This is a genomic window from Nocardia yunnanensis (genome assembly GCF_003626895.1).
Lineage (GTDB): Bacteria > Actinomycetota > Actinomycetes > Mycobacteriales > Mycobacteriaceae > Nocardia > Nocardia yunnanensis.
The window spans coordinates 7904062-7921956 of the sequence record NZ_CP032568.1 but is presented as its reverse complement, the minus strand read 5'-3'; the positions used below and the strand labels follow the sequence as shown (position 1 = coordinate 7921956).

General features: G+C 62.6%; 21 protein-coding genes and 2 pseudogenes. 12 read left to right on the top strand and 11 right to left on the bottom strand.

The features are described from left to right. Positions 1-151: 151 nt before the first annotated feature. Positions 152-1351 (top strand): IS110 family RNA-guided transposase, encoded by a 1200-nt coding sequence (locus D7D52_RS37420; RefSeq protein ID WP_120743643.1) that lies wholly within the window; start codon positions 152-154, stop codon positions 1349-1351. A gap of 146 nt (positions 1352-1497) precedes the next feature. On the opposite strand, the gene D7D52_RS37415 is transcribed toward D7D52_RS37420, so the two are convergent. Beyond that, positions 1498-2028: a hypothetical protein gene (locus D7D52_RS37415; RefSeq protein WP_246023556.1), complete on the bottom strand. Its 531-nt coding sequence runs from the start codon at positions 2026-2028 to the stop codon at positions 1498-1500. Between the two features lie 174 nt (positions 2029-2202). Between D7D52_RS37415 and D7D52_RS37410 the strand changes: the two genes are divergently transcribed. From D7D52_RS37410 to D7D52_RS37400, 3 genes are all read left to right on the top strand, one after another. Next, a complete protein-coding gene (locus tag D7D52_RS37410; RefSeq protein ID WP_120743642.1) occupies positions 2203-2850 on the top strand; it encodes an XRE family transcriptional regulator in 648 nt (215 codons plus the stop codon). Between the two features lie 197 nt (positions 2851-3047). Continuing rightward, a protein-coding gene (locus D7D52_RS37405; protein ID WP_425464598.1) for an IS3 family transposase occupies positions 3048-4468 on the top strand; the annotation gives its coding sequence in 2 pieces (ribosomal slippage) (positions 3048-3408 and positions 3408-4468; 1422 coding nt in all). 169 nt (positions 4469-4637) lie between these two features. Next, complete coding sequence (locus D7D52_RS37400; RefSeq protein ID WP_162958873.1) at positions 4638-5837, top strand: RHS repeat-associated core domain-containing protein; 1200 nt, start codon at positions 4638-4640, stop codon at positions 5835-5837. Positions 5838-6072: 235 nt separating this feature from the next. Here the strand turns inward: D7D52_RS37400 and D7D52_RS37395 are convergent. After that, positions 6073-6165, bottom strand: a pseudogene (locus D7D52_RS37395) (IS5/IS1182 family transposase); the annotation flags it as partial. A 125-nt stretch (positions 6166-6290) separates the two neighbouring features. Between D7D52_RS37395 and D7D52_RS37390 the strand changes: the two are divergent. The 3 genes and pseudogenes from D7D52_RS37390 (at position 6291) to D7D52_RS37385 (ending at position 8206) form a co-directional block, all read left to right on the top strand. Then, positions 6291-7673 carry an IS1380 family transposase gene (locus D7D52_RS37390; protein WP_425464597.1) on the top strand — a complete coding sequence of 461 codons (1383 nt, stop codon included), beginning with the start codon at positions 6291-6293 and terminating at the stop codon, positions 7671-7673. A gap of 148 nt (positions 7674-7821) precedes the next feature. Then, positions 7822-7962 (top strand): annotated as a pseudogene (locus D7D52_RS39745) (IS5/IS1182 family transposase); the annotation flags it as partial. Between the two features lie 10 nt (positions 7963-7972). After that, positions 7973-8206, top strand: coding sequence for a hypothetical protein (locus D7D52_RS37385; protein WP_120743640.1), 234 nt, complete (start codon positions 7973-7975; stop codon positions 8204-8206). Between the two features lie 48 nt (positions 8207-8254). Here D7D52_RS37385 and D7D52_RS37380 read toward each other — a convergent pair whose 3' ends face one another. The 4 genes from D7D52_RS37380 to D7D52_RS37370 are packed head-to-tail and all read right to left on the bottom strand — an operon-like array spanning position 8255 to position 9818. Further along, complete coding sequence (locus tag D7D52_RS37380) at positions 8255-8611, bottom strand: YbaB/EbfC family nucleoid-associated protein (RefSeq protein ID WP_162958872.1); 357 nt, start codon at positions 8609-8611, stop codon at positions 8255-8257. A gap of 55 nt (positions 8612-8666) precedes the next feature. Further along, on the bottom strand, positions 8667-9140 hold the full coding sequence (locus tag D7D52_RS38470; protein WP_162958871.1) for an SMI1/KNR4 family protein: 474 nt from the start codon (positions 9138-9140) through the stop codon (positions 8667-8669). Further along, positions 9133-9366, bottom strand: coding sequence for a deaminase domain-containing protein (locus D7D52_RS40550; RefSeq protein WP_120743638.1), 234 nt, complete (start codon positions 9364-9366; stop codon positions 9133-9135). The genes D7D52_RS38470 and D7D52_RS40550 overlap by 8 nt, the downstream gene beginning before the upstream one ends. Beyond that, the gene (locus tag D7D52_RS37370; protein WP_425464596.1) at positions 9363-9818 is read right to left on the bottom strand and encodes a transposase family protein; all 456 of its coding nucleotides are present in this window, start codon (positions 9816-9818) and stop codon (positions 9363-9365) included. Before D7D52_RS37370 ends, D7D52_RS40550 begins: the two co-directional genes overlap by 4 nt. 63 nt (positions 9819-9881) lie before the next feature. On the opposite strand from D7D52_RS37370, the gene D7D52_RS37365 reads away from it, so the two are divergent. After that, positions 9882-10583: a P-loop NTPase fold protein gene (locus D7D52_RS37365; protein ID WP_162958870.1), complete on the top strand. Its 702-nt coding sequence runs from the start codon at positions 9882-9884 to the stop codon at positions 10581-10583. Positions 10584-10630: 47 nt separating this feature from the next. Here the strand turns inward: D7D52_RS37365 and D7D52_RS37360 are convergent, their stop codons facing one another. Beyond that, on the bottom strand, positions 10631-11515 hold the full coding sequence (locus D7D52_RS37360) for an HNH endonuclease (protein WP_120743636.1): 885 nt from the start codon (positions 11513-11515) through the stop codon (positions 10631-10633). 235 nt (positions 11516-11750) lie between these two features. Here D7D52_RS37360 and D7D52_RS37355 point away from each other — a divergent pair, with 235 nt between their 5' ends. From D7D52_RS37355 to D7D52_RS37345, 3 genes are read left to right on the top strand one after another with little or no spacing between them, the layout of a single operon-like run. Next, on the top strand, positions 11751-13265 hold the full coding sequence (locus D7D52_RS37355; RefSeq protein ID WP_120743635.1) for a TPR repeat domain-containing protein: 1515 nt from the start codon (positions 11751-11753) through the stop codon (positions 13263-13265). Further along, entirely contained in the window at positions 13262-14146 is an 885-nt protein-coding gene (locus D7D52_RS38465; RefSeq protein WP_162958869.1) for a hypothetical protein, read from the top strand. Before D7D52_RS37355 ends, D7D52_RS38465 begins: the two co-directional genes overlap by 4 nt. A gap of 43 nt (positions 14147-14189) precedes the next feature. Then, positions 14190-14444 (top strand): hypothetical protein, encoded by a 255-nt coding sequence (locus D7D52_RS37345; protein WP_120743633.1) that lies wholly within the window; start codon positions 14190-14192, stop codon positions 14442-14444. Positions 14445-14529: 85 nt separating this feature from the next. Here D7D52_RS37345 and D7D52_RS40545 read toward each other — a convergent pair whose 3' ends face one another. Beyond that, on the bottom strand, positions 14530-14853 hold the full coding sequence (locus D7D52_RS40545) for a helix-turn-helix domain-containing protein (RefSeq protein ID WP_187703084.1): 324 nt from the start codon (positions 14851-14853) through the stop codon (positions 14530-14532). Between the two features lie 146 nt (positions 14854-14999). Between D7D52_RS40545 and D7D52_RS37335 the strand changes: the two genes are divergently transcribed. Beyond that, positions 15000-15395, top strand: a complete 396-nt coding sequence (locus D7D52_RS37335) for a DUF418 domain-containing protein (protein ID WP_246023555.1) — start codon at positions 15000-15002, stop codon at positions 15393-15395. On the opposite strand, the gene D7D52_RS37330 is transcribed toward D7D52_RS37335, so the two are convergent. The 3 genes from D7D52_RS37330 to D7D52_RS37320 all read right to left on the bottom strand — a co-directional run bounded on the left by D7D52_RS37330 (position 15356) and on the right by D7D52_RS37320 (position 17647). Next, the gene (locus tag D7D52_RS37330; protein WP_246023554.1) at positions 15356-16576 is read right to left on the bottom strand and encodes an RNA polymerase sigma factor; all 1221 of its coding nucleotides are present in this window, start codon (positions 16574-16576) and stop codon (positions 15356-15358) included. The two genes, D7D52_RS37335 and D7D52_RS37330, sit on opposite strands and share 40 nt — an antisense overlap. 1 nt (position 16577) lies before the next feature. Next, positions 16578-16985, bottom strand: a complete 408-nt coding sequence (locus D7D52_RS37325) for a YciI family protein (protein WP_120744746.1) — start codon at positions 16983-16985, stop codon at positions 16578-16580. A gap of 509 nt (positions 16986-17494) precedes the next feature. Continuing rightward, complete coding sequence (locus D7D52_RS37320) at positions 17495-17647, bottom strand: hypothetical protein (RefSeq protein ID WP_162958867.1); 153 nt, start codon at positions 17645-17647, stop codon at positions 17495-17497. Positions 17648-17895 lie beyond the last annotated feature (248 nt).

The window sequence follows — 17895 nt, the reverse complement described above, 5'->3', positions numbered from 1 at the left end:
TCGATGGCCACGATGAGTACTGCCAGCCCCGCCGGGCCGAGGGCCGCCGACCGGCGTCAGGAACATGCCCGTCCGAGGGCCGATTAGTGAGCTTCCGGCAGCGGCCCTCGTTTCCGGCGAGGTGACGAATCGACCTCGAAGGAGACCACCGTTGTTCGTCGGCTGGGACTGGGGAAACACCGCCCACGATGTGACCGTGATCGACCCCGCCGGCGGCCGGATCGATCGGCTCGCGCTGCCTCACACCGAAGAAGGCATCGCTCGGGCGCTGGCGAAGCTGGCCTGCCATGGTGACCCCGGCGAGCTGCCGGTGGCGATCGAGACCAACCGGGGCCTGGTCGTGGACCGGCTGCTGGCCGCCGGTCACCCGGTGATTCCGGTGCACCCCAACGCCTTTCATGCCGCCCGCCCACGTTGGGGTGCGGCGCGCGCCAAGAACGACCCGGGTGATTCGTTCAAGCTGGCCGACTACGCCCGCACCGATATCCACCGCCTGCCCCGGCTGGCGCCCACGCTGCCCGAAACCCTCGAGCTGCAGGCTCTGACTCGCCAGCGTGACGACCACCTGGGCTTGCGGATCGCGGCGGTCAACCAGCTCGCCGCATTGCTGGACCAGCACTGGCCCGGCGGAAAAACCATCTTCGCGCACCTGCATTCGCCGATCGCGTTGGATTTCCTGGACCGCTACCCGACCCCGCAGACCGCGGCCAGGCTCACCGCGGCCCGGATCGAGACGTTCTGCAAACGCCGCAGCTACAGCGGTCGCCGCACCGGCTCCGAACTGCTCACTCGCCTGCGCGCGGCCCCGATCACGGCCAGCCGATTCGGCGAACCCGTCGTGGCACAGTTGGTCCGCGCCCAAGTCGCGATCGTGCGGGCCCTGCAAGCCAGCATCGACGCCCTCGACGCTGTTATCGCCGACGCGGTCGCCGCGCACCCCTACGCGCGGCTGCTGATCGATTTGCCCCGCATCGGCACGCTGAACCTGGCCCAGATCATCGGCGAGGTCGGCCCGATCCTGGAGCGTGTCAACACCTTCGAGCAACTGGCCGCCGAGACCGGCGTCGCTCCAGTCACCCGCGCCTCGGGCAAATCCCGAACCGTCGCGTTCCGGCACGCTACCAACCGCCGCGCCCGCCAGGCCCTGCACATATGGTTCGACAACAGCCGCCGGGGCAACAGTTGGGCCAGGCAACGCTACGCGGCGGCCCGGGCACGCGGCCAGCGCCACCCCCACGCTCTGCGCACCCTCGGCCGCGCCTGGATGCGCATCATCTGGGCCTGCTGGCGCACCAAAATCGCCTACAACCCCACCCGGCACGAGCCCGAAAAACAGCCAATCGCCGCATAGGGGTTGACTCAGGAAACTCATTCGACCAGAGCCCACAGCTCGTCCGGGACAAGGTGTTTCGACAACTCGTCGGCCACGGCCGAACATCATCCGACACAGCCAGCTTCGACACACCGAAAACGAACCACAGCGACGTGAGACACGATCTAAGCGCCATCCGCTCGCGCGGGTGGCAGGTCCCGAAGCGGTGGCATTCCGCGCCGGGCGTACGTCTCTTCGGGCGTTACGGTGATCACGTCGAGTTGCTGCACCAGCGTTCCGGGAATCTCTCCGCCCGCGAAGTGCTCAGGGCTCGGCACGATTACGGCCTCCGCATCCAGGCGGGTTGCCTGTGCCCGGAGCCGGGCCAACGGTGGCCGCCCGAACTTGGGGTCATAAACCACCATGTCGGCGAAGTCATAACCGAGACGTGTTGCGAGCTTGCGGATTTGACTCTGGTCCCATAACAGCGCCGCTCCGGACACGTCGGCTCGCTGATACCCGATACACGTTGGCCTCCAACGCATTACAGCCCCTTGGTTCTCATGTCCGTCGAGTGCGATGTGTCCGTGAATCTCGAGATAGAAACCGGAGTAGTCCTCTGCTTCATCTCCGGTGCTCTGAAGCTCCAGTACGCCACCAGGGAACTGGAACAGCCGAGTGCGTGGCGTGGCCTCCGCTTGGTCCGGCTCGGTCACGACTGCCCCTCTCGGTCGCTGGTGAGGCAACTCGGGACCGAGACGACTGCGCCGGTCCCAAGCGCCATGCCTGAAGGTAGGGGCAGCCCAGGGACGCCAGAACTATGTCAAGGACGCTTCCCGAGACACTTCAAACGTCCTGTGTGTCCTCGAAATGCCCCGTAGGGTTCTGTTATGACTCAGCGTCTGGAGTCCGCGATGCTCCGAGCAGGGTTCGACTCAGCCCGGCTGGCTACAGCGGTCAAGGTGGACGTAAAAACCGTGAACCGTTGGCTCGCGGGACGGGTGCCGCATCGGCGCACCCGCCTAGAGGTTGCCTTGGCGCTCGGCGAGACCGAGGAGTCGCTGTGGCCATCTGCTCGGCCGGACATTCAGGCAGGATCACCAGCGACCGCGGAGGTATTGGGTGCTTACGCGCACCGTGCAGACATACCGAACGATCTCTGGGTGTCGCTGATTCACAAGGCGACTGAACGAATCGACATCATCGGGTACGCATACCCGTTCGTGTTCGAGTTGCTGCCGAACGCTTCCGAATTGATCGCAGGCAAGTGCAAGGCGGGTGCTGTAGTAAGGCTTGGGTTCGCCGATCCCGACTGCCCTCACGTCATGGAAAGGGACGCGCTGGAGCAAATGGGCGGCACCCTGCCCGGTCGGATACGCAACGCGTTGTCCATGCTGGGACCGCTTGCAGAAACCCCTGGCTGCACTGTCGGGCTTCACACCACGCACCTGTACAACTCGGTGTTTCGGTTCGACTCCGAGATGATTGAGGTGATCTCAGCGACTTTCATTGGTGTCGGCCGTGTTCGAAATGGGTGAGTACGAGTGCGGCTTTGACGATGTCGCCGATTTTCTCGGGGCTGGTGGTGAAGTGGCGCAGGGCGCGCCAGCGTCCCCTGCGTGTCAGGCTGAGTTGAGACCGCCACTTCACAGCAACTCGACCTGACGCGGGGCGAGAGACGGACCGATTTCTGTTGAGAACTTCCACCACCACATCGATCACGGACAATGGTCGGATGGATTCGACCCAGCCGCGCGCCGGTGGCGGCAAGCGCCGCAGTTTCACCCCGGCCCAGAAGCTCGCGCACCTGGCCGCTTACGACCGGGCATGCCAGGACGGGACCGGCGGCGGGGCATATCTGCGCAGCGTGGGCCTGTATTCCTCGTCGATCGTGGAATGGCGCAAACAACGCGACGCCGGTGTGCTGCAAGGCAAATCGCCCGGTGAGAAGGTCGGAAAACTCACCCCGGAGCAGGCCGAGATCGCCCGGCTGCGCCGCGAGAACGACCGGTTGAACAAGCGCCTGACGACCACCGAGGCCGCCCTCGACATCATGGGAAAAGCACACGCGCTCTTGCAGACGATCTCCGAGAGCGCGGAGCACGAACAGCGACCGAACAAACGTTGAGCAACACCTACGCCACCCTCGCTGATTCCGGTGTAACCACCAGGCGGGCAAGCGATCTGACCGGACTCGTGCGAGCCACCGCGTTCCGCCGCCGTGCGGCCGCAGCGGCACCGGTGGGAGCCGTGTCGGCGTCGCCGGTCGAGCCGGCCAACAAGCTCACCGACCTCGAACGTCGGCGGATCCTCGAGGTGCTCAACAGCGACGAGTTCGTCGACCTGGCACCCTTGCAGGTCTACGCTCAACTGCTCGACCAGGGCATCTACCTGTGTTCGGTGTCCACGATGTATCGAGTCCTGGCAGAAAACCGGCAGGTCAAAGAGCGTCGGCGGCTGGCGCGTCATCCCGCGAAAGCCTGCCCGGAACTCCTCGCGACCGCGCCCCGACAGGTGTATTCGTGGGACATCACCAAGCTCGCGGGCCCGGTGAAGGGCACCTATTACGACGCCTACGTGATGATCGACATCTACTCCCGCTACATCGTCGGCGTCCACGTCCACACCCACGAATCCGGGCTGCTGGCAAAGGAACTGATGCTGCAGATCTTCGCCGTCCACGGCATCCCGCAGGTCGTGCACGCCGACCGGGGCACCTCGATGACCAGCAAAACCGTGGCCGCGTTGCTCGCCGACCTCGAGGTGACCCGCTCGCACTCGAGGCCACGAGTTTCCAACGACAACCCGTTCAGCGAAAGCCTGTTCAAAACCTTGAAATACGGTCCGGAGTTTCCCGAACGATTCGGGTCACTCTGGGAGGCAAGGCAATTCATGGCCGAGTTCGAACAGTGGTACAACCACGAACATCGCCACACCGGCCTCGGACTGCACACCCCCGCCGACGTTCACTTCGGTTTGGCCGCGACCAAAGCCGCCGACCGCCGCGACGTGCTGGCCGCGGCCCGCGAACGCCACCCCCACCGATTCACCACCACCGCGGCCCCGAAGATCCTCGACCTACCCGACACCGTCTGGATCAACCCACCGACCCACAACCCCACCACCAGCGAGGAGCCCTCCACCACAGCCGCTTAACACCGACTGGTCTCATACGGCTTGAAAAATTCCGTCCATCCGACCATTGTCCGTGATCGATGTGGTGGTGGAAGTTCTCAACAGAAATCGGTCCGTCTCTCGCCCCGCGTCAGGTCGAGTTGCTGTGAAGTGGCGGTCTCAACTCAGCCTGACACGCAGGGCATTGTCATTGACCTACGATTCTCACGGCGAGGCGACGCAGGTCGGCGGCGACCAACTCGGTTACGATGCAGCAAACCGGCACGTTTCCACCAAAACCGCTGCCGGAACACAGATCTCCTATGTGTACGATCCGGCCAACCGATTGGTCACCCGAAGCGTGACCGGGGCGACTCAGCAGGCGAACAACACCACTACTCATTACGGGTATGCCTCTTCCTCCGACAGCGCCGACGTCATTCTCGACGCTAACGGCGCGATGGTGCAACGGATCCTGACGCTGCCTGGCGGGGTGACGCTGACAGTCAACTACGGACAGTCGACCTCCGGAGGTGGGTTCACCCTGCCTGGTGGAACGACACCTCAGCACCCAACGACTTGGTCGTACCCGAACCTGCATGGCGATATCCTTTTCACCGCTGACGGTAGCGCCGCGCGTTCTGCGCAGATATACCTGTACGACCCGTACGGCCAGGACATCGACCCAGGAACAGGGGCGTTTGCCGATATCCCGATCTCAGCCACCGCTCAGGGCGGCATGGATTTCGGGTCCCTCGGCCAGTACGAGCGTCCAATCGAACACCTCGCCGGCGTTCAAGCCATCGAGATGGGTGCTCGCACTTTCCTACCGATCCTCGGCCGATTCTTGCAGCCTGATCCGGTGCCAGGGGGGTCAGCCAACGACTACGACTACGTCTTCGCTGACCCAGTCAACCATCTGGATCTCGCAGGAACCGAAGCCGTGACGGCAGACGATGTCCTCGACGCCGCAGCTCTAGCGGCATTGGGCGCCGCGGCGGCGCCGGTGGTGATCGGCGGTCTTGCAATTCTCGGCGGCCTCATGATTCTCGGCGCCGATAGCGCTCCGGCCCACGATAAGGTCGATGGTAAGACGGCGGTCGCTGGGGGAGATTTCCAGCACGTCAAGGACCGTCATATGGAGGGTGGCAAGGATGTCACCCCTGAGGCTGGAATCTTCGAAGGAACAGAAAAGCAGATTAAGGATAGAATTGCCAAAACGATCGACAGGAATAACGAGAGGAAGAATACGCCTGGTGAAGATGGGCAAACGCGAGATACTCGCGTATTCGAATGGGATTTTGGCGAGGAGATTGGAAAATCGGGGCCTGCGAATGGAAGCAAAGCCCTCACTGCAATTAGGGCTGTGGTAGATAAGGCTGGAAAGCTTGTCACGGCCCACCCGATCTAAATGGCTGCCTGAGGAGGGGTTGTGATCCGTATTTCCTTCTCCATCCCTGAGTCGACATCATCGTTCTGGAGGACATGGGAATCTGCCGGTCGAATAGAACCGGCTACGATATCGGAGACTGAACTCCGATATAAATTCTTCGATGCCCGCGTTGAGTTCGTGGTCGATGACGTGGAAGTAATATCTGCCGTCGGGTATGTGACACTGAGCCTTTCCGGGTAGCGGCGTGTCGTGGTCAGGTGGTTCGGCGGTATTCGTGGTGCAGCAACACCAGAGCAGCCGCGACGATGGCACCGATACGCCAGGGGCACAGGCTGACTCGCCGCAACGCCTAGCCTCGACCGGTCATGCTGATCTGCGCTGATGGTGTCCTGGAATGGCGAAAGGTGCTCTGAGCTGCGATAGTTCGATTTGCTGAAGATCGAATATTGCAGTCCGAGGAGCACCCTTCTGGTGAAGGATTCTATGTCGTGGTACCCGTCGCTGAAAGTTGGCGGGGACGGTTCGGGTGTGGTGGCTCAGGCCGGGGCCGTGGCGTTGCTGGCTACGTCGGTGAAGGTTGGTCTTGATCGGGCGTTGTCGCAGGTCATGGCCCCGTGGCGGAAACCGTTGTCGGTGCATGATCCGGGGAAGGTCCTGCTGGATCTGGCGGTGACGGTCGCGATCGGCGGCGACTGCGCCGCCGATCTGGCACTGTTGCGTGGCGAACCGGGCGTGTTCGGGCACGTCGCGTCGGACCCGACCGCCTTCCGGCTGATCACCACCCTGGCCGCCGACGCACCGAAAGCGTTGGCCGCCATCGCCTCCGCCCGCGCCGCCGCGAGAGCGGCGGCCTGGCGGGCCGCCGGCGAGCGGGCACCGGATCACACGATCACCGCCGAACACCCGCTGATCATCGATCTGGATGCCACCCTGCTCGACTCTCACTCCGAAAAACAGTGTGCTGCACCGACATACAAGAAGGGATTCGGCTTCCACCCACTGCTGGCCTTCGTCGATCACGGCCACAGTGGCACCGGTGAACCGGTCGCCGAGCTGCTGCGGCCGGGTAATGCCGGCGCCAACACCGCCGTCGACCACAAGAAGGCCCTGGCGACCGCGCTGCGGCAACTACCGTGGCATCCCGGCTATCGGGTCGGCCGGAAAGTCTTGGTGCGCACCGACTCCGGTGGCGGAACCCACGAGTTCGTCGACTACTGCACCGCACGCAAGCTTCAGTACTCGCTGGGTTTCACCCTCACCGACACCATCGTCGACGCGGTCAACCAGATCCCGGCCGCAGTCTGGACACCGGCCTACGATGCCGACGGCGAGGTCCGCGAGGGCGCCTGGGTCGCCGAGGTCACCGGCATGCTCGACCTCGACGGCTGGCCCGCCGACATGCGGCTCATCGTGCGCAAAGAACGCCCGCACCCCGGCGCTCAGCTGCGGTTCACCGACGTCGACGGCCTGCGGCTGACCGCGTTCGTCACCAACACCCGCCGCGGCCAACTCCCCGATCTAGAATTGCGGCACCGCCGCCGAGCTCGCTGCGAGGACCGCATCCGCGCCGCGAAAGCCACCGGGCTGGCGAACCTGCCGTTCAAATCCTTTGACGCGAACCGGATCTGGGTCGCGATCGTCGCGCTCGCCCTCGACCTGACCGCCTGGCTACAGACGATCGGCCTGCACGACCACCCTGCCCGCCGCTGGGAACCGAAAACACTACGCCTGCAACTGTTCTCGATCCCCGCCCGGCTCGCCCACCACGCCCGCCGCGTCCACCTGCGGCTATCGCGGCATCACCGCGGCACCAGCCTGCTACTGACCGCCCTGGACCGCCTGCAGCCAGGCTGACCAGCACAAACCACCCCTACAAGCATCGAAAGGACTTCCCAACCGGGCCAGTGGAACCCGGCAGCTACCCGCTGACCGGGCTATCCTGTGTTGCCCACCGGCTGCTGATCAGCGGTCGAAGACCAATCCGAACCCGATCACGCCGGGCCGCCGGCCCGGCGAAAAATCGAGGCAGCTCAAGAGCTGGAAAGTGCTACGGAAGCTACGTTGCTGCCCGCACAAGGCCGGACAGCTCGCCAAAGCGATTCACGCCCTCCAAATCCGCGAACTCGAAGCCGATCGAGGATGAAAAAGGCTCAGTGCCGGATCAGACCCGCGAACTCTATCGAGACGAGCTGGAGGATCTGACGTTCGCATTGGTGGCCTATCGTCGGCGTGAACCGAACCGGAAGGGCGGGCGCAAGTCCAACAACAACGGGTTGGCGGCTGAATGCGACTGTGGCCGCAAGATCCGGGTTTCCAAGAGCGTGTTGAAGACAGCACCGATCTACTGCGGCAGCTGTGGCACGGAGTTCAGGGCCGAGGTCAAGTGACCTATTTGGAATTTTCGTGGCTGGTGTCAGCCTGCGGCACACCGGAGGTCATACTGAATGCGTGATGCGGAGAGAGGAGGGCTGCTGTTCCCACTCCTGCGAGTTATTCGAGCGGGCTGTTTGGGGTGGTAGATCCTTCGAATCTCGCAATTCTTCAAATAATTGGCGCGCCGCTGATTCTGCTCGTTCTGTTGCAACTTCATGACACTGCATGATCGCCCTCGACAGCCTAGCCGGATCGACGGACATCGCTGATTGTGAGATTTGAAGATCGATGATCTTTCCGTGCATATCGGATTCGATAATCACCGCGCCGCCGGACGTTTCAGCGCGACCCCGAACTTGGGAGATTGCGCTCTGAATTCGGTCGCGGCGCGTAGCCGCCTCGTCCGGATCGATACTCATCTTGTTGTCCTCTAATAGTAAGATGAAGCTGATTTTGCGAGTGTCAGCGCCGACTTTAGTTCTTGCCCGCGAGTTCTTTTTGAACAGTGAGAGCGTGACGCAGCCAATCGGCCAATGAGTTAGCGAGCCTTTGGTCGTGGGGGTGACCCTCTTGGTACCCGAATACGGCTTCAGATCCCGCCTCAAAGAAGTAGACTTTGTATCCTTGGTGGTGTCCGAAAAAGAATCGATTATCTAGGGTTAGCGTTTCGTCCGGTCCGCTCGCAATATCGACGGCGGAATCCTTTGCATCGAGCAATCCCGGGAAGAATAGGTCGGTCCCTCTGAACAGGTTTCCAGCTTTCCTTCCAAATGCTTTCAGAAATGCTATATATGCGTCAGGAATTGGGAAGCCGTCGGCAGTGGAGACGACTTGGTCTATTTCGCTGTCCGAACATCCGATGATCTCACTAGGAGATGTTGCGATACCGGAAGCCAGTAGATCGTGGCGGAGCGAATCCATTGCCTGCAAACTCGTTGGATCAGCCATTGGTCACGTTCACTTTCACGCCAGGGAACTTGTCCTGAAACTGCTTAATTACATTATCGCATGCAGGACACGGTTCGCGTTCGGTATACAGGTTGATGACTCCCTTGGAGTCTGGGTTAAGCTTCTGGGCGAGCTGGTCCAAAATTTTGAACTCAGAATCGGTGGGACGTTCTACGGAGCCGTCCACTGAGATCGGGTTCAGTGAGGTGATCTCAGCGACTTTCATTGGTGTCGGCCGTGTTCGAAATGGGTGAGGACGAGTGCGGCTTTGACGATGTCGCCGATTTTCTCGGGGCTGGTGGTGAAGTGGTGCAGGGCGCGCCAGCGTCCGGTGAGCAGGGCGAAACCGCGTTCGGCCAGGCAACGCAGCCCGCGTAGCAATCTGTTGCGGGTGCGAGTGTCGATATCGAGGTCGCGGCCGTCGGCGGAATTCTTGACCGGGGTATGCACCCCGATCCCGGCGCAGGCGGTCGAGCGGCTGATACCGAAACCTGCGCCCAGCACCGCGATGTCCTCGCGTTTACGGAACCAGGCCAGCACGAACATCGCCTGCCGAAACGGTGTCAGCGCCCGGGCACCGCGGCGGGTGCCGCGGGCTCGCCGTTGGGCGGCCAGCAACCGCGAAACATGGCAGACCAGCTCCCGGGACACGTCGAGCATGGCACGATAGGCGATCACGTGGAGTCCTTCAGGCATCGGAATTCTGTGGGAGAAAACCGGTCTACCTGGGACTCCACGCCCATGACCGGGCAAGTCCCGAAACTCCCGAATGCCCGAATCCCTCAAGCACACACCGAAGTTGATGAGATCACCTCAGTGGATGCGCCAACTACGGCGAACTATCTCGAAAAGATCTTCCAGCTCTCGTACACCCTTCCGCCAATAACGCCGGACGGATGTAAGGCACTGCTCCACGCCGCGATGGCCGCGAACCACGGGCCGGCAGCTTCAAGCCAGCCTGAGGCAACGGATGATGAAACCGAAGCTGACCTTCCGGAAAAAGACGCTGAAGCCGCTGATCTGCCGACAACTGAGCAATTGTCTGAAGCATTGATTCTCTCAGCCGATGAGTTGGCCACGCTGGACTTGGTCGCTCCCCTCGTCGCAATAACTCCACGCCGAGCCAAACGCTTCGGCAACGTCTATACCGTGGTTCGAGCTCGGTTCTCCGACGGGCAAGCCGTGGACACGGCTGCTCTCGCAGTCACCGCCGCCATCCTCCTAGGCGCACCGAAAACCTTGGGCGAGAAGCTTCGGAAACCCACACCCGCATCGACCCTCGGGCTTTCCTTGAAGGACTGGGTTACCGACGCCGTGGTTGACAGCACGGACCCAGCGGAAGTGGAACGCGTCGAGACGTTTATCCGGAATGCCGACAGGCTGTCTGACCTGGAGATGAAGGCTGTGATCGACATCCTGCCGTCGGTCCTGTTGTACGTATAGCGCCGATGTCGGATCCGGGTCGTCAGGGCTGGATCGGCGGTCATCGTTCAGCTGAACGCCTGGAACTCGGCAAATCGCTCAGCCAAACGTTCGGCGGAAGGCTTGTCTCGAGCCCGCGACGGCGTGGATAGCGGACGACCGTGCATTTGCTGCAGGCCGTAACGCAGCATAGGCCCGTCGACTTCATCCAGAAGGGACTGATTGATGCGGATCTCGTATCCCGGCGTGATGCCTAGGAAGTTCTCGTCATATGCGGCGTGATGGATCTTGCAGAGACTCAGACCATTGTTAACGGTCGGGGTACCGTTTGGCTTGCCGTCAGCGATGATGTGGGCAGCGTCGAGGAGCTTGGCGTGCCTGAGATGGCAGACGGCGCAGCGACATTCGTAGGCGCGGAGGACTCGGCCGCGGAACTCGGGCTGATGTAGGCGCTGTTTGGTGACTCGTTGGGCGTACTCGCGCTCCAGCGGCTGGAGATTGATGGGATCTGCGACGGATCGGAGGCTCTCGTCCAAGGCGATCAGGAAGCGGTGATTGGGCTTGTCATCGGCAACTACATAGACCGGAAGCACTGGAACGAAGACTCCGTCTGCGATCTTTCGTAGGAGGATCAGTGGAAGTTCCAGTTCGAGTGCACGGCGTAGCTTCTTGTTGTCTCCGTCGACGCTCCCTTCTCGGTAGGCGTATGCGAAGAGGGAACCACCGACTTCCTCATCGGGGTACTTGCTCTTCGGATCGGACAGGATCGACAGCGTTGCCAGCATGTCTTTTGGATTGCGGATGCCGCGGTTGCGGTCGATGAGGTGGTAGGTCTCGCCCTTGAGGTTGAAGTCCCACAGCTGTTGGCGCGTGACAACTACGGTGTCCCCGACCAACTCTTTGAGGTGCTGGAAGATTTCCTCGCGGAGGATGGCCTCGGCAGCCCTGTCCATGAAGAAAGTTTGGCATGGAACGAGGCGGAAAGTTGATCTTCAGTCAATGAGGCATGAAGTGTCATTGAACGAGCCGGTCGGGGCGCCGAACATGTGAGACGGCCTCAGATCGTGTCTCACGTCGCTGTGGTTCGTTTTCGGTGTGTCGAAGCTGGCTGTGTCGGATGATGTTCGGCCGTGGCCGACGAGTTGTCGAAACACCTTGTCCCGGACGAGCTGTGGGCTCTGGTCGACAATGCAGTTGATCTCCAATCCGCAGATCAAAACCAGAGGAGACGGGGACGACGATGGCTCGCCCGAGTCCGTCTACTCGGGCGGAATGAGCTTGCTTCCCACCTCCGTTCGGACGCTGCTGACCCAAGCCCCGGCCCGGTGGGACGAGAAGCACAACCAGAGCGAATTCGCCGGCAAGCTGATCGAAATCCCCCGCGAGAAGGACTTCAACACCCTTGCCGACATACTCCGCGACGGCAATCCGGCCCTCGCCCAAGGCAGCGACCTGGACCGCGGACTACTCAAACAGGCCTCCGAGATAGCCGGACTCGGCCAGGGCACCATCGTCGTGAGCTCGGACGGCAGCAGTCACAGCGCGAACCCTGTCGCCGACAAGCTGCTCACCGCGGCGGGCGGAGACCGGCTCGCCGTGCACGACCTGCTCTATGGCACCAACATGGACTGCACGGTCACCGAAGGGCACTACGACGCCCAATCCCATGTGGCGAACCTGCTCAATCACAGCTGGAACGGCCACGATGACGGCATCGCCAAGGTCATCGAGACCGCCGGCCACGACGCGACCTCAGCCGATCCGACCGTCAATCGGCAGTCGGGGGAAGCGTCGTGGGCGCTGGCGAACTACGTCAGCACACACAGCAACGAGCTGTTGCACCTCGGCGGTACCGACCAGTCGATCGGCATGCTGGACCCCAAGATGACCAAGGCCCTCGGCTCGACGCTGGGGGCATATATCCCCGACATGGTCGGCACTCACGAAGGAACCTTCGGCACTCACGGTTTCGGCGCGATCGACCAGGCGCATGTCAAGGACATCTTCGCCGTCATCGACTCCAACAAGGACGCCGCCCGTGATTTCAACCGAGCCGCGTATGCGAGCGTCACTCAGATGAACCAGCTGATCGGATCTGCCGACGCAAACCCTTACAAGCTTGGGGAATTCGCGGGAAGAATCGATGGAGCCGCGCAGGCTGGCGCGAAACTTGAGGTTGAGGGCCGAATCGCAGATGCTAAGCAACAACTGGAGGAACAGAAGCTCATCTTCGACTCAGTAAAGGATCTCGCCCCATTCGGAGGGAAACATATTCCCCGACTCCTTGGTCTCAGCGACGCAAAATGGGCTGGCTTCACGGTCAGCGATTTCACCGAGCTGGGTACGAAGATGGGGACTCCCGGGGTGAAGGAATGGATGTTCGGTTCAGCTCCGGACATTCAGCCGAACGTGGACATCAAAGGTGACAGCAGCGCGCCGAAAAGGTACTACAATATCCTTGAGGGATTGACAATAACAAATGATCATCCCGACTATTCCAAAGATCCGGTTATCGGCAAATACTTCGACGGTAACGGAAAGCTCATGTCCTTTGATGCCATCAAGGCGATGGACGGGAGGAATGGTCAGACCTCTCTGGTCGATTTCGGTGGGGATATGATGACAAAGTTCAAAGACAGCCTCCTCCCGTACAATGCCGGATGGCAGGACGGCCATGATGAGTCAGGATTTCACCCGCGATGAAAATTCTTCGATTCAAGCGAGTGGCGCGGACGACGGTGATCGTCTCGAGCGTCCTCGCAGTGCTGGCCGCCTGCGCAAACGATACTTCGCCGACATACAGCCTCCCCGATCAGGTTGGATTCAACTTCCGTTGGTCTGCCGAGTCCGGGGTAGGCCTGACATCAGACGCGGCGATCATCGCCCGGGCTTATGTAGAATCGGCATTCATCTCGTATCGAACCGGTGAAAATAATGATGTATGGCCTACGCCGAACAAATACTCATATCCAGGCTACGACCGTGCAGTCCCAAAATCGCCTGTTCACGACATGCAGATCGTGGGGATGTCGATGTCTGGTCTCGAACCGCCTGGTACGCGAACCGTGGGAACCTTCTATGCCCATCTGCTGGAATTGAAGAAGGACGAATCCGCACAGCCTCAGACGGCACAGGCCAATCCGCTCGAATGGCAAGCGACGATGTGCGTCTGGGTGGATGCACTGGACATAAAGTCTGAGCCATCAGGGGATCCCAAGACTGACACAGCCGCCTTCAATGATCGCTACCATCCTTTCGTGAATGCTGGATCCCCGTCCCAAAATCCAGGTACGGGTCGCACGGTCCGCCTCACCCTGCAACAGCCACCGACCGGAAAGCAGATCCGCCTCTCCGCAGGCGAGGGTCCGGCACGGTATCCGACCACGAACGTGTTCGGCGAATGGAAGATCATCGACGCGAAGATGACGCTCTCGGGAACTGATTCCCCAGAGAAACCGAACGTTTGCACCAACCGTCCCGACAATCCGGTGCCGCCGGAATTGCGGAACCGCGACTACCACACCGAGTCCGATGTACCCGCGCCCACGCTCGATCAGTACCCGGGCTGGCCCGCAAGTAACTGACAACGGATTCGGGCCCGATGGTCAAGTCAGAAGGGCATCCCGGATGAACCTCGACGATCTCCCTCCCGATATCCGAGCGGCGCTGCTCGGCGAACCGGCGGCCCCTCGCACAGACAAGGAACCGCAGGCATCCACACCGGACCCCGCCGATGTGGCCGCTATGACGTTTGCCGACGTGGAGGAACTCGACGTCGGCAAGTCGCCGATCGCGGCAACGGAATGGGACGAACGGCAGGTCATGACCTTCACCAATGTGGAAGAGCCCGACCGAATGTCACGAATCGCCGACCCAGGCTGACACGCCGCAAACGACTCGAGGACCGACGCGTTGCAGCGGACAGGCAGTCAGGCGGGTTGTCAGTGGCTTAGTACTGCAACGACACCTATGTGAGTTGGTGCTGGTAGATCTGTTGTGTGGTGTTGGATCGTGTTGTGGCCGAGTTGGATTCGTTGATGACGCGGATCGGGGTCCGGTTCGCGCGGTCGGAGCCGCAGGCGGTCGAGCGGCTGATACCGAAACCTGCGCCCAGCACCGCGATGTCCTCGCGTTTACGGAACCAGGCCAGCACGAACATCGCCTGCCGAAACGGTGTCAGCGCCCGGGCACCGCGGCGGGTGCCCCGGGCTCGCCGTTGGGCGGCCAGCAACCGGGAAACATGGCAGACCAGCTCCCGGGACACGTCGAGCATGGCACGATAGGCGATCACGTGGAGTCCTTCAGGCATCGGAATTCTGTGGGAGAAAACCGGTCTACCTGGGACTCCACGCCTGTGTCCGGGCAAGTCCCGAAACTCCCGAATGCCCGAATCCCTCAAGCACACACCGAAGTTGATGAGATCACCTCACTGTAATCGTGCAGACGGTGCATCCCGCGTTGCCGGCGTTCTGGTATGGCGTGCAGGAATTCGCCAATCCGTTTCTGACACTTGGTTATTCTGCTGTCATCGTCTGGCTGACCAGGTACCGGTGGGCGGGCCCGGTGGCATTGCTCGCTCCGGCGGGGCGTATGACGGCGTCGAATTACATCGGCCAATCGGTGATCATGATGCTGCTCTACACCGGATACGGGCTCGCGCTGGCCGATTGCATTCCGCCCGCCGGCGTCGTGCTGCTCGCTGTACTGACCTATCTCGCGCAACTGCGTATCAGTGCCTGGTGGTTGCGGCGTCACCATTACGGACCGATCGAATGGGTGTTGCGCGCGGCGACCTACGGTTCGCTGACCCGCGCGGCCTGGGTGCGGAGATAGCGGCGCAGGGCGAGATTGGTCGTCAGGTCCGCCGCGGTCTGGAAGGACGATTTGGCGGCGTCGTGGTCGCCGAGCATTTCCAGCAGATGCCCGCGGGCGGCATGCAGGCGGTGGTCGCGAGCGAGCCGGTCGTCGGCGGTCAGCTTGTCCAGCAGATCCAGGCCGGCCCGCGGGCCGCGTGCCATGGCCACGGCGACAGCATGATTCATGGCGATGACCGGATTGTCGGAGCGGGCCATCAACTGCTCGTACAGCAGGGTGATCTGCGGCCAGTCGGTCGCCTCGGCGGTCGGCGCCTCGTCGTGCAGGGCGGCGATGGCGGCCTGCAGTTGATACGGGCCGACCGGGCCGCGCGGCAGGGCGGCGGTGATCAGCGCGATGCCTTCGGCGATCGCGTCGGCGTCCCAGCGGCTGCGATCCTGGTCGGCCATGGGGATCGGGGTGCCGTCGGGCGCGGTGCGGGCCGCGCGCCGGGCGTCGGTCAGCAGCATCAACGCCAGCAGCCCGGCGACCTCACTGTCGCCGGGCAACAGGCGATACAGCATGCGCGCCAAGCGAATCGCCTCGGCTGAGAGGTCCGCGCGACGCAGATCCGGGCCGGCCGTGGCCGCGTAGCCCTCGGTGAAGATCAGATACAGCACATGCAGCACCGAGGCCAGCCGTTCGGCGCGATCGGCGGGCGCGGGCGGGGAGAAGGTGAGGCCGCTGTCCTTGATGGTGGCTTTGGCGCGGGTGATGCGCCGCGTCATCGCCGACTCGGACACCAGGAAGGCGCGTGCGATCTCCGCGCTGGTCAAACCCCCGACCGCACGCAGCGTGAGTGCGACCTGCGAGACGGGCGGCAACGCGGGATGGCAGCACAGGAACAGCAACACGAGGGTGTCGTCGGTGGCCGGTGTGTCGGTGGATGGCGGCGGTAGTTCCCAACGGGCGACCGTGTCCTCGCGCTTGCGCCGGGCCTGCTCGGCGCGCAGCAGATCGGTGAGCCTGCGACTCGCGACTCGGATCAGCCAGGCGCGCGGATCGTCCGGGACGCCAGCGCGGGGCCATTGGGTGGTCGCGGCGAGCAGCGCCTCCTGCACTGCATCCTCCGCGGTGTCGAAGTGGCCGTACCGCCGAACCAGCGCGCCGAGGACCTGCGGCGTCAACCGCCGCAGGTCCGTGTCGAACGCCGAAGTCACCTCAGTAACCCAGTTCCTCCACGCCTTCCATGATCGGCCGGATATCGGCATAGGCGTTGGCCGCGGCCGCTGCCGGCGCCGGGCACTTCTGCAACCGCCCCGCGATCTCGGTTGCGTGATCGAAGCTTTCGCATTCGATGATCCAGTACCCGGCGAGCACCTCCTGGGTCTCGGCGTAGGGCCCGTCGGTGACGAACGGGGTCCCGTTGTCCGCGCCCACCCGCCGCGTGTGCACCGGCGCGGCGAGCGCGCGCGTCTCCACCAGTTGCCCGGCGTCAGCCAGCTCCTTGTTGAACGCTTCCATGAACCCCGTCATGGCTGCCAGATCTTCGGCCGCCCACCCCGGCGTCTCCTCCGTCCCACCAGCCATTCCGTCGTAATCCCGCTGCGACGCATAACTCAAAATCATGTACTTCACGACCGCTCCTTTCCGATGACCGCACCGCGGTGCACTACATGAGGGACGTCGAACCCAACCCCCATTCTCGGACACGATCGGACAAGAAGGCGGCCGCCCGATCGATCTCTACATCGCCCACGCGCCCATGCCGCACACCACGGTAATCCCGCAGCCATTGCTGCCACCGCCACTACCCGCCGGTTGCGCGCTACCGGTAGCTGGCTGCGAGATCTGCGGCGGCAGAACCACCGGCCCATCGCTGGCGATCGGCGCCGGGGCAGTGAGCGGAAGCGGCTCGGCAACCGCCCCGCCCGGCCCCGTCGGCAAGAACCGCCGCAATACCCGCCCCAGCCGCCACACTCATGAGAACCCGCATGATGCAATACCTTTCGATGCCGCTCCCGCACTCCGCCGAATCGCGCCCCCAGATGTGAAATGCACCTTTTCATAATCGATAGAACGTCCCGGGCCCTAATAATCGGGGTATCAAGCGAAGGACCCACGACCGAAACCGGGAGTCAATGCAACCAGCCGGGACACTCACCCAGGGTGGCCGACAGCGCACGGAACAGGATGGCGGTCTTGGCTTTTCGCCGCCGAGATCGACGCAGCAGGAAGGCCACCGCGCCGACGAAGAACACCACGACGAGCTGGAACGCAAACGTCAGCACGAATGACGCCTCGTTCGCGATCCAGGCCCACGCGATCGACTTGAATATTGCCGCCGGGGCCGGCGATATCGGCACGGCTTCGCGGGTACGGCCGAAGTGGACGACTCGCGGGCGATCGCTGGCCGTTGTCCCGTCTGGCGGTTCCGGCACGCGTCGTCGGTCTGAATGACACGGAGTCGGGTCTTCACTCGTCGGTCGAACGAGTCGAGCGAGTCTCAATTTCGCTGTCGGCTACCGACTCTGGCTCG

Bases quoted from the DNA above. Each gene is read 5' to 3' on its own strand.
- D7D52_RS37410 (WP_120743642.1), top strand. From the start codon at position 2,203: ATGACTCAGCGTCTGGAGTCCGCGATGCTCCGAGCAGGGTTCGACTCA.
- D7D52_RS37380 (WP_162958872.1), bottom strand. From the start codon at position 8,611: ATGAGTATCGATCCGGACGAGGCGGCTACGCGCCGCGACCGAATTCAG.
- D7D52_RS37355 (WP_120743635.1), top strand. From the start codon at position 11,751: ATGCAGTTGATCTCCAATCCGCAGATCAAAACCAGAGGAGACGGGGAC.
- D7D52_RS37325 (WP_120744746.1), bottom strand. From the start codon at position 16,985: ATGATTTTGAGTTATGCGTCGCAGCGGGATTACGACGGAATGGCTGGT.
- D7D52_RS37360 (WP_120743636.1), bottom strand. From the start codon at position 11,515: ATGGACAGGGCTGCCGAGGCCATCCTCCGCGAGGAAATCTTCCAGCAC.
- D7D52_RS38470 (WP_162958871.1), bottom strand. From the start codon at position 9,140: ATGGCTGATCCAACGAGTTTGCAGGCAATGGATTCGCTCCGCCACGAT.
- D7D52_RS37345 (WP_120743633.1), top strand. From the start codon at position 14,190: ATGAACCTCGACGATCTCCCTCCCGATATCCGAGCGGCGCTGCTCGGC.
- D7D52_RS40550 (WP_120743638.1), bottom strand. From the start codon at position 9,366: ATGAAAGTCGCTGAGATCACCTCACTGAACCCGATCTCAGTGGACGGC.
- D7D52_RS37365 (WP_162958870.1), top strand. From the start codon at position 9,882: ATGACCGGGCAAGTCCCGAAACTCCCGAATGCCCGAATCCCTCAAGCA.
- D7D52_RS38465 (WP_162958869.1), top strand. From the start codon at position 13,262: ATGAAAATTCTTCGATTCAAGCGAGTGGCGCGGACGACGGTGATCGTC.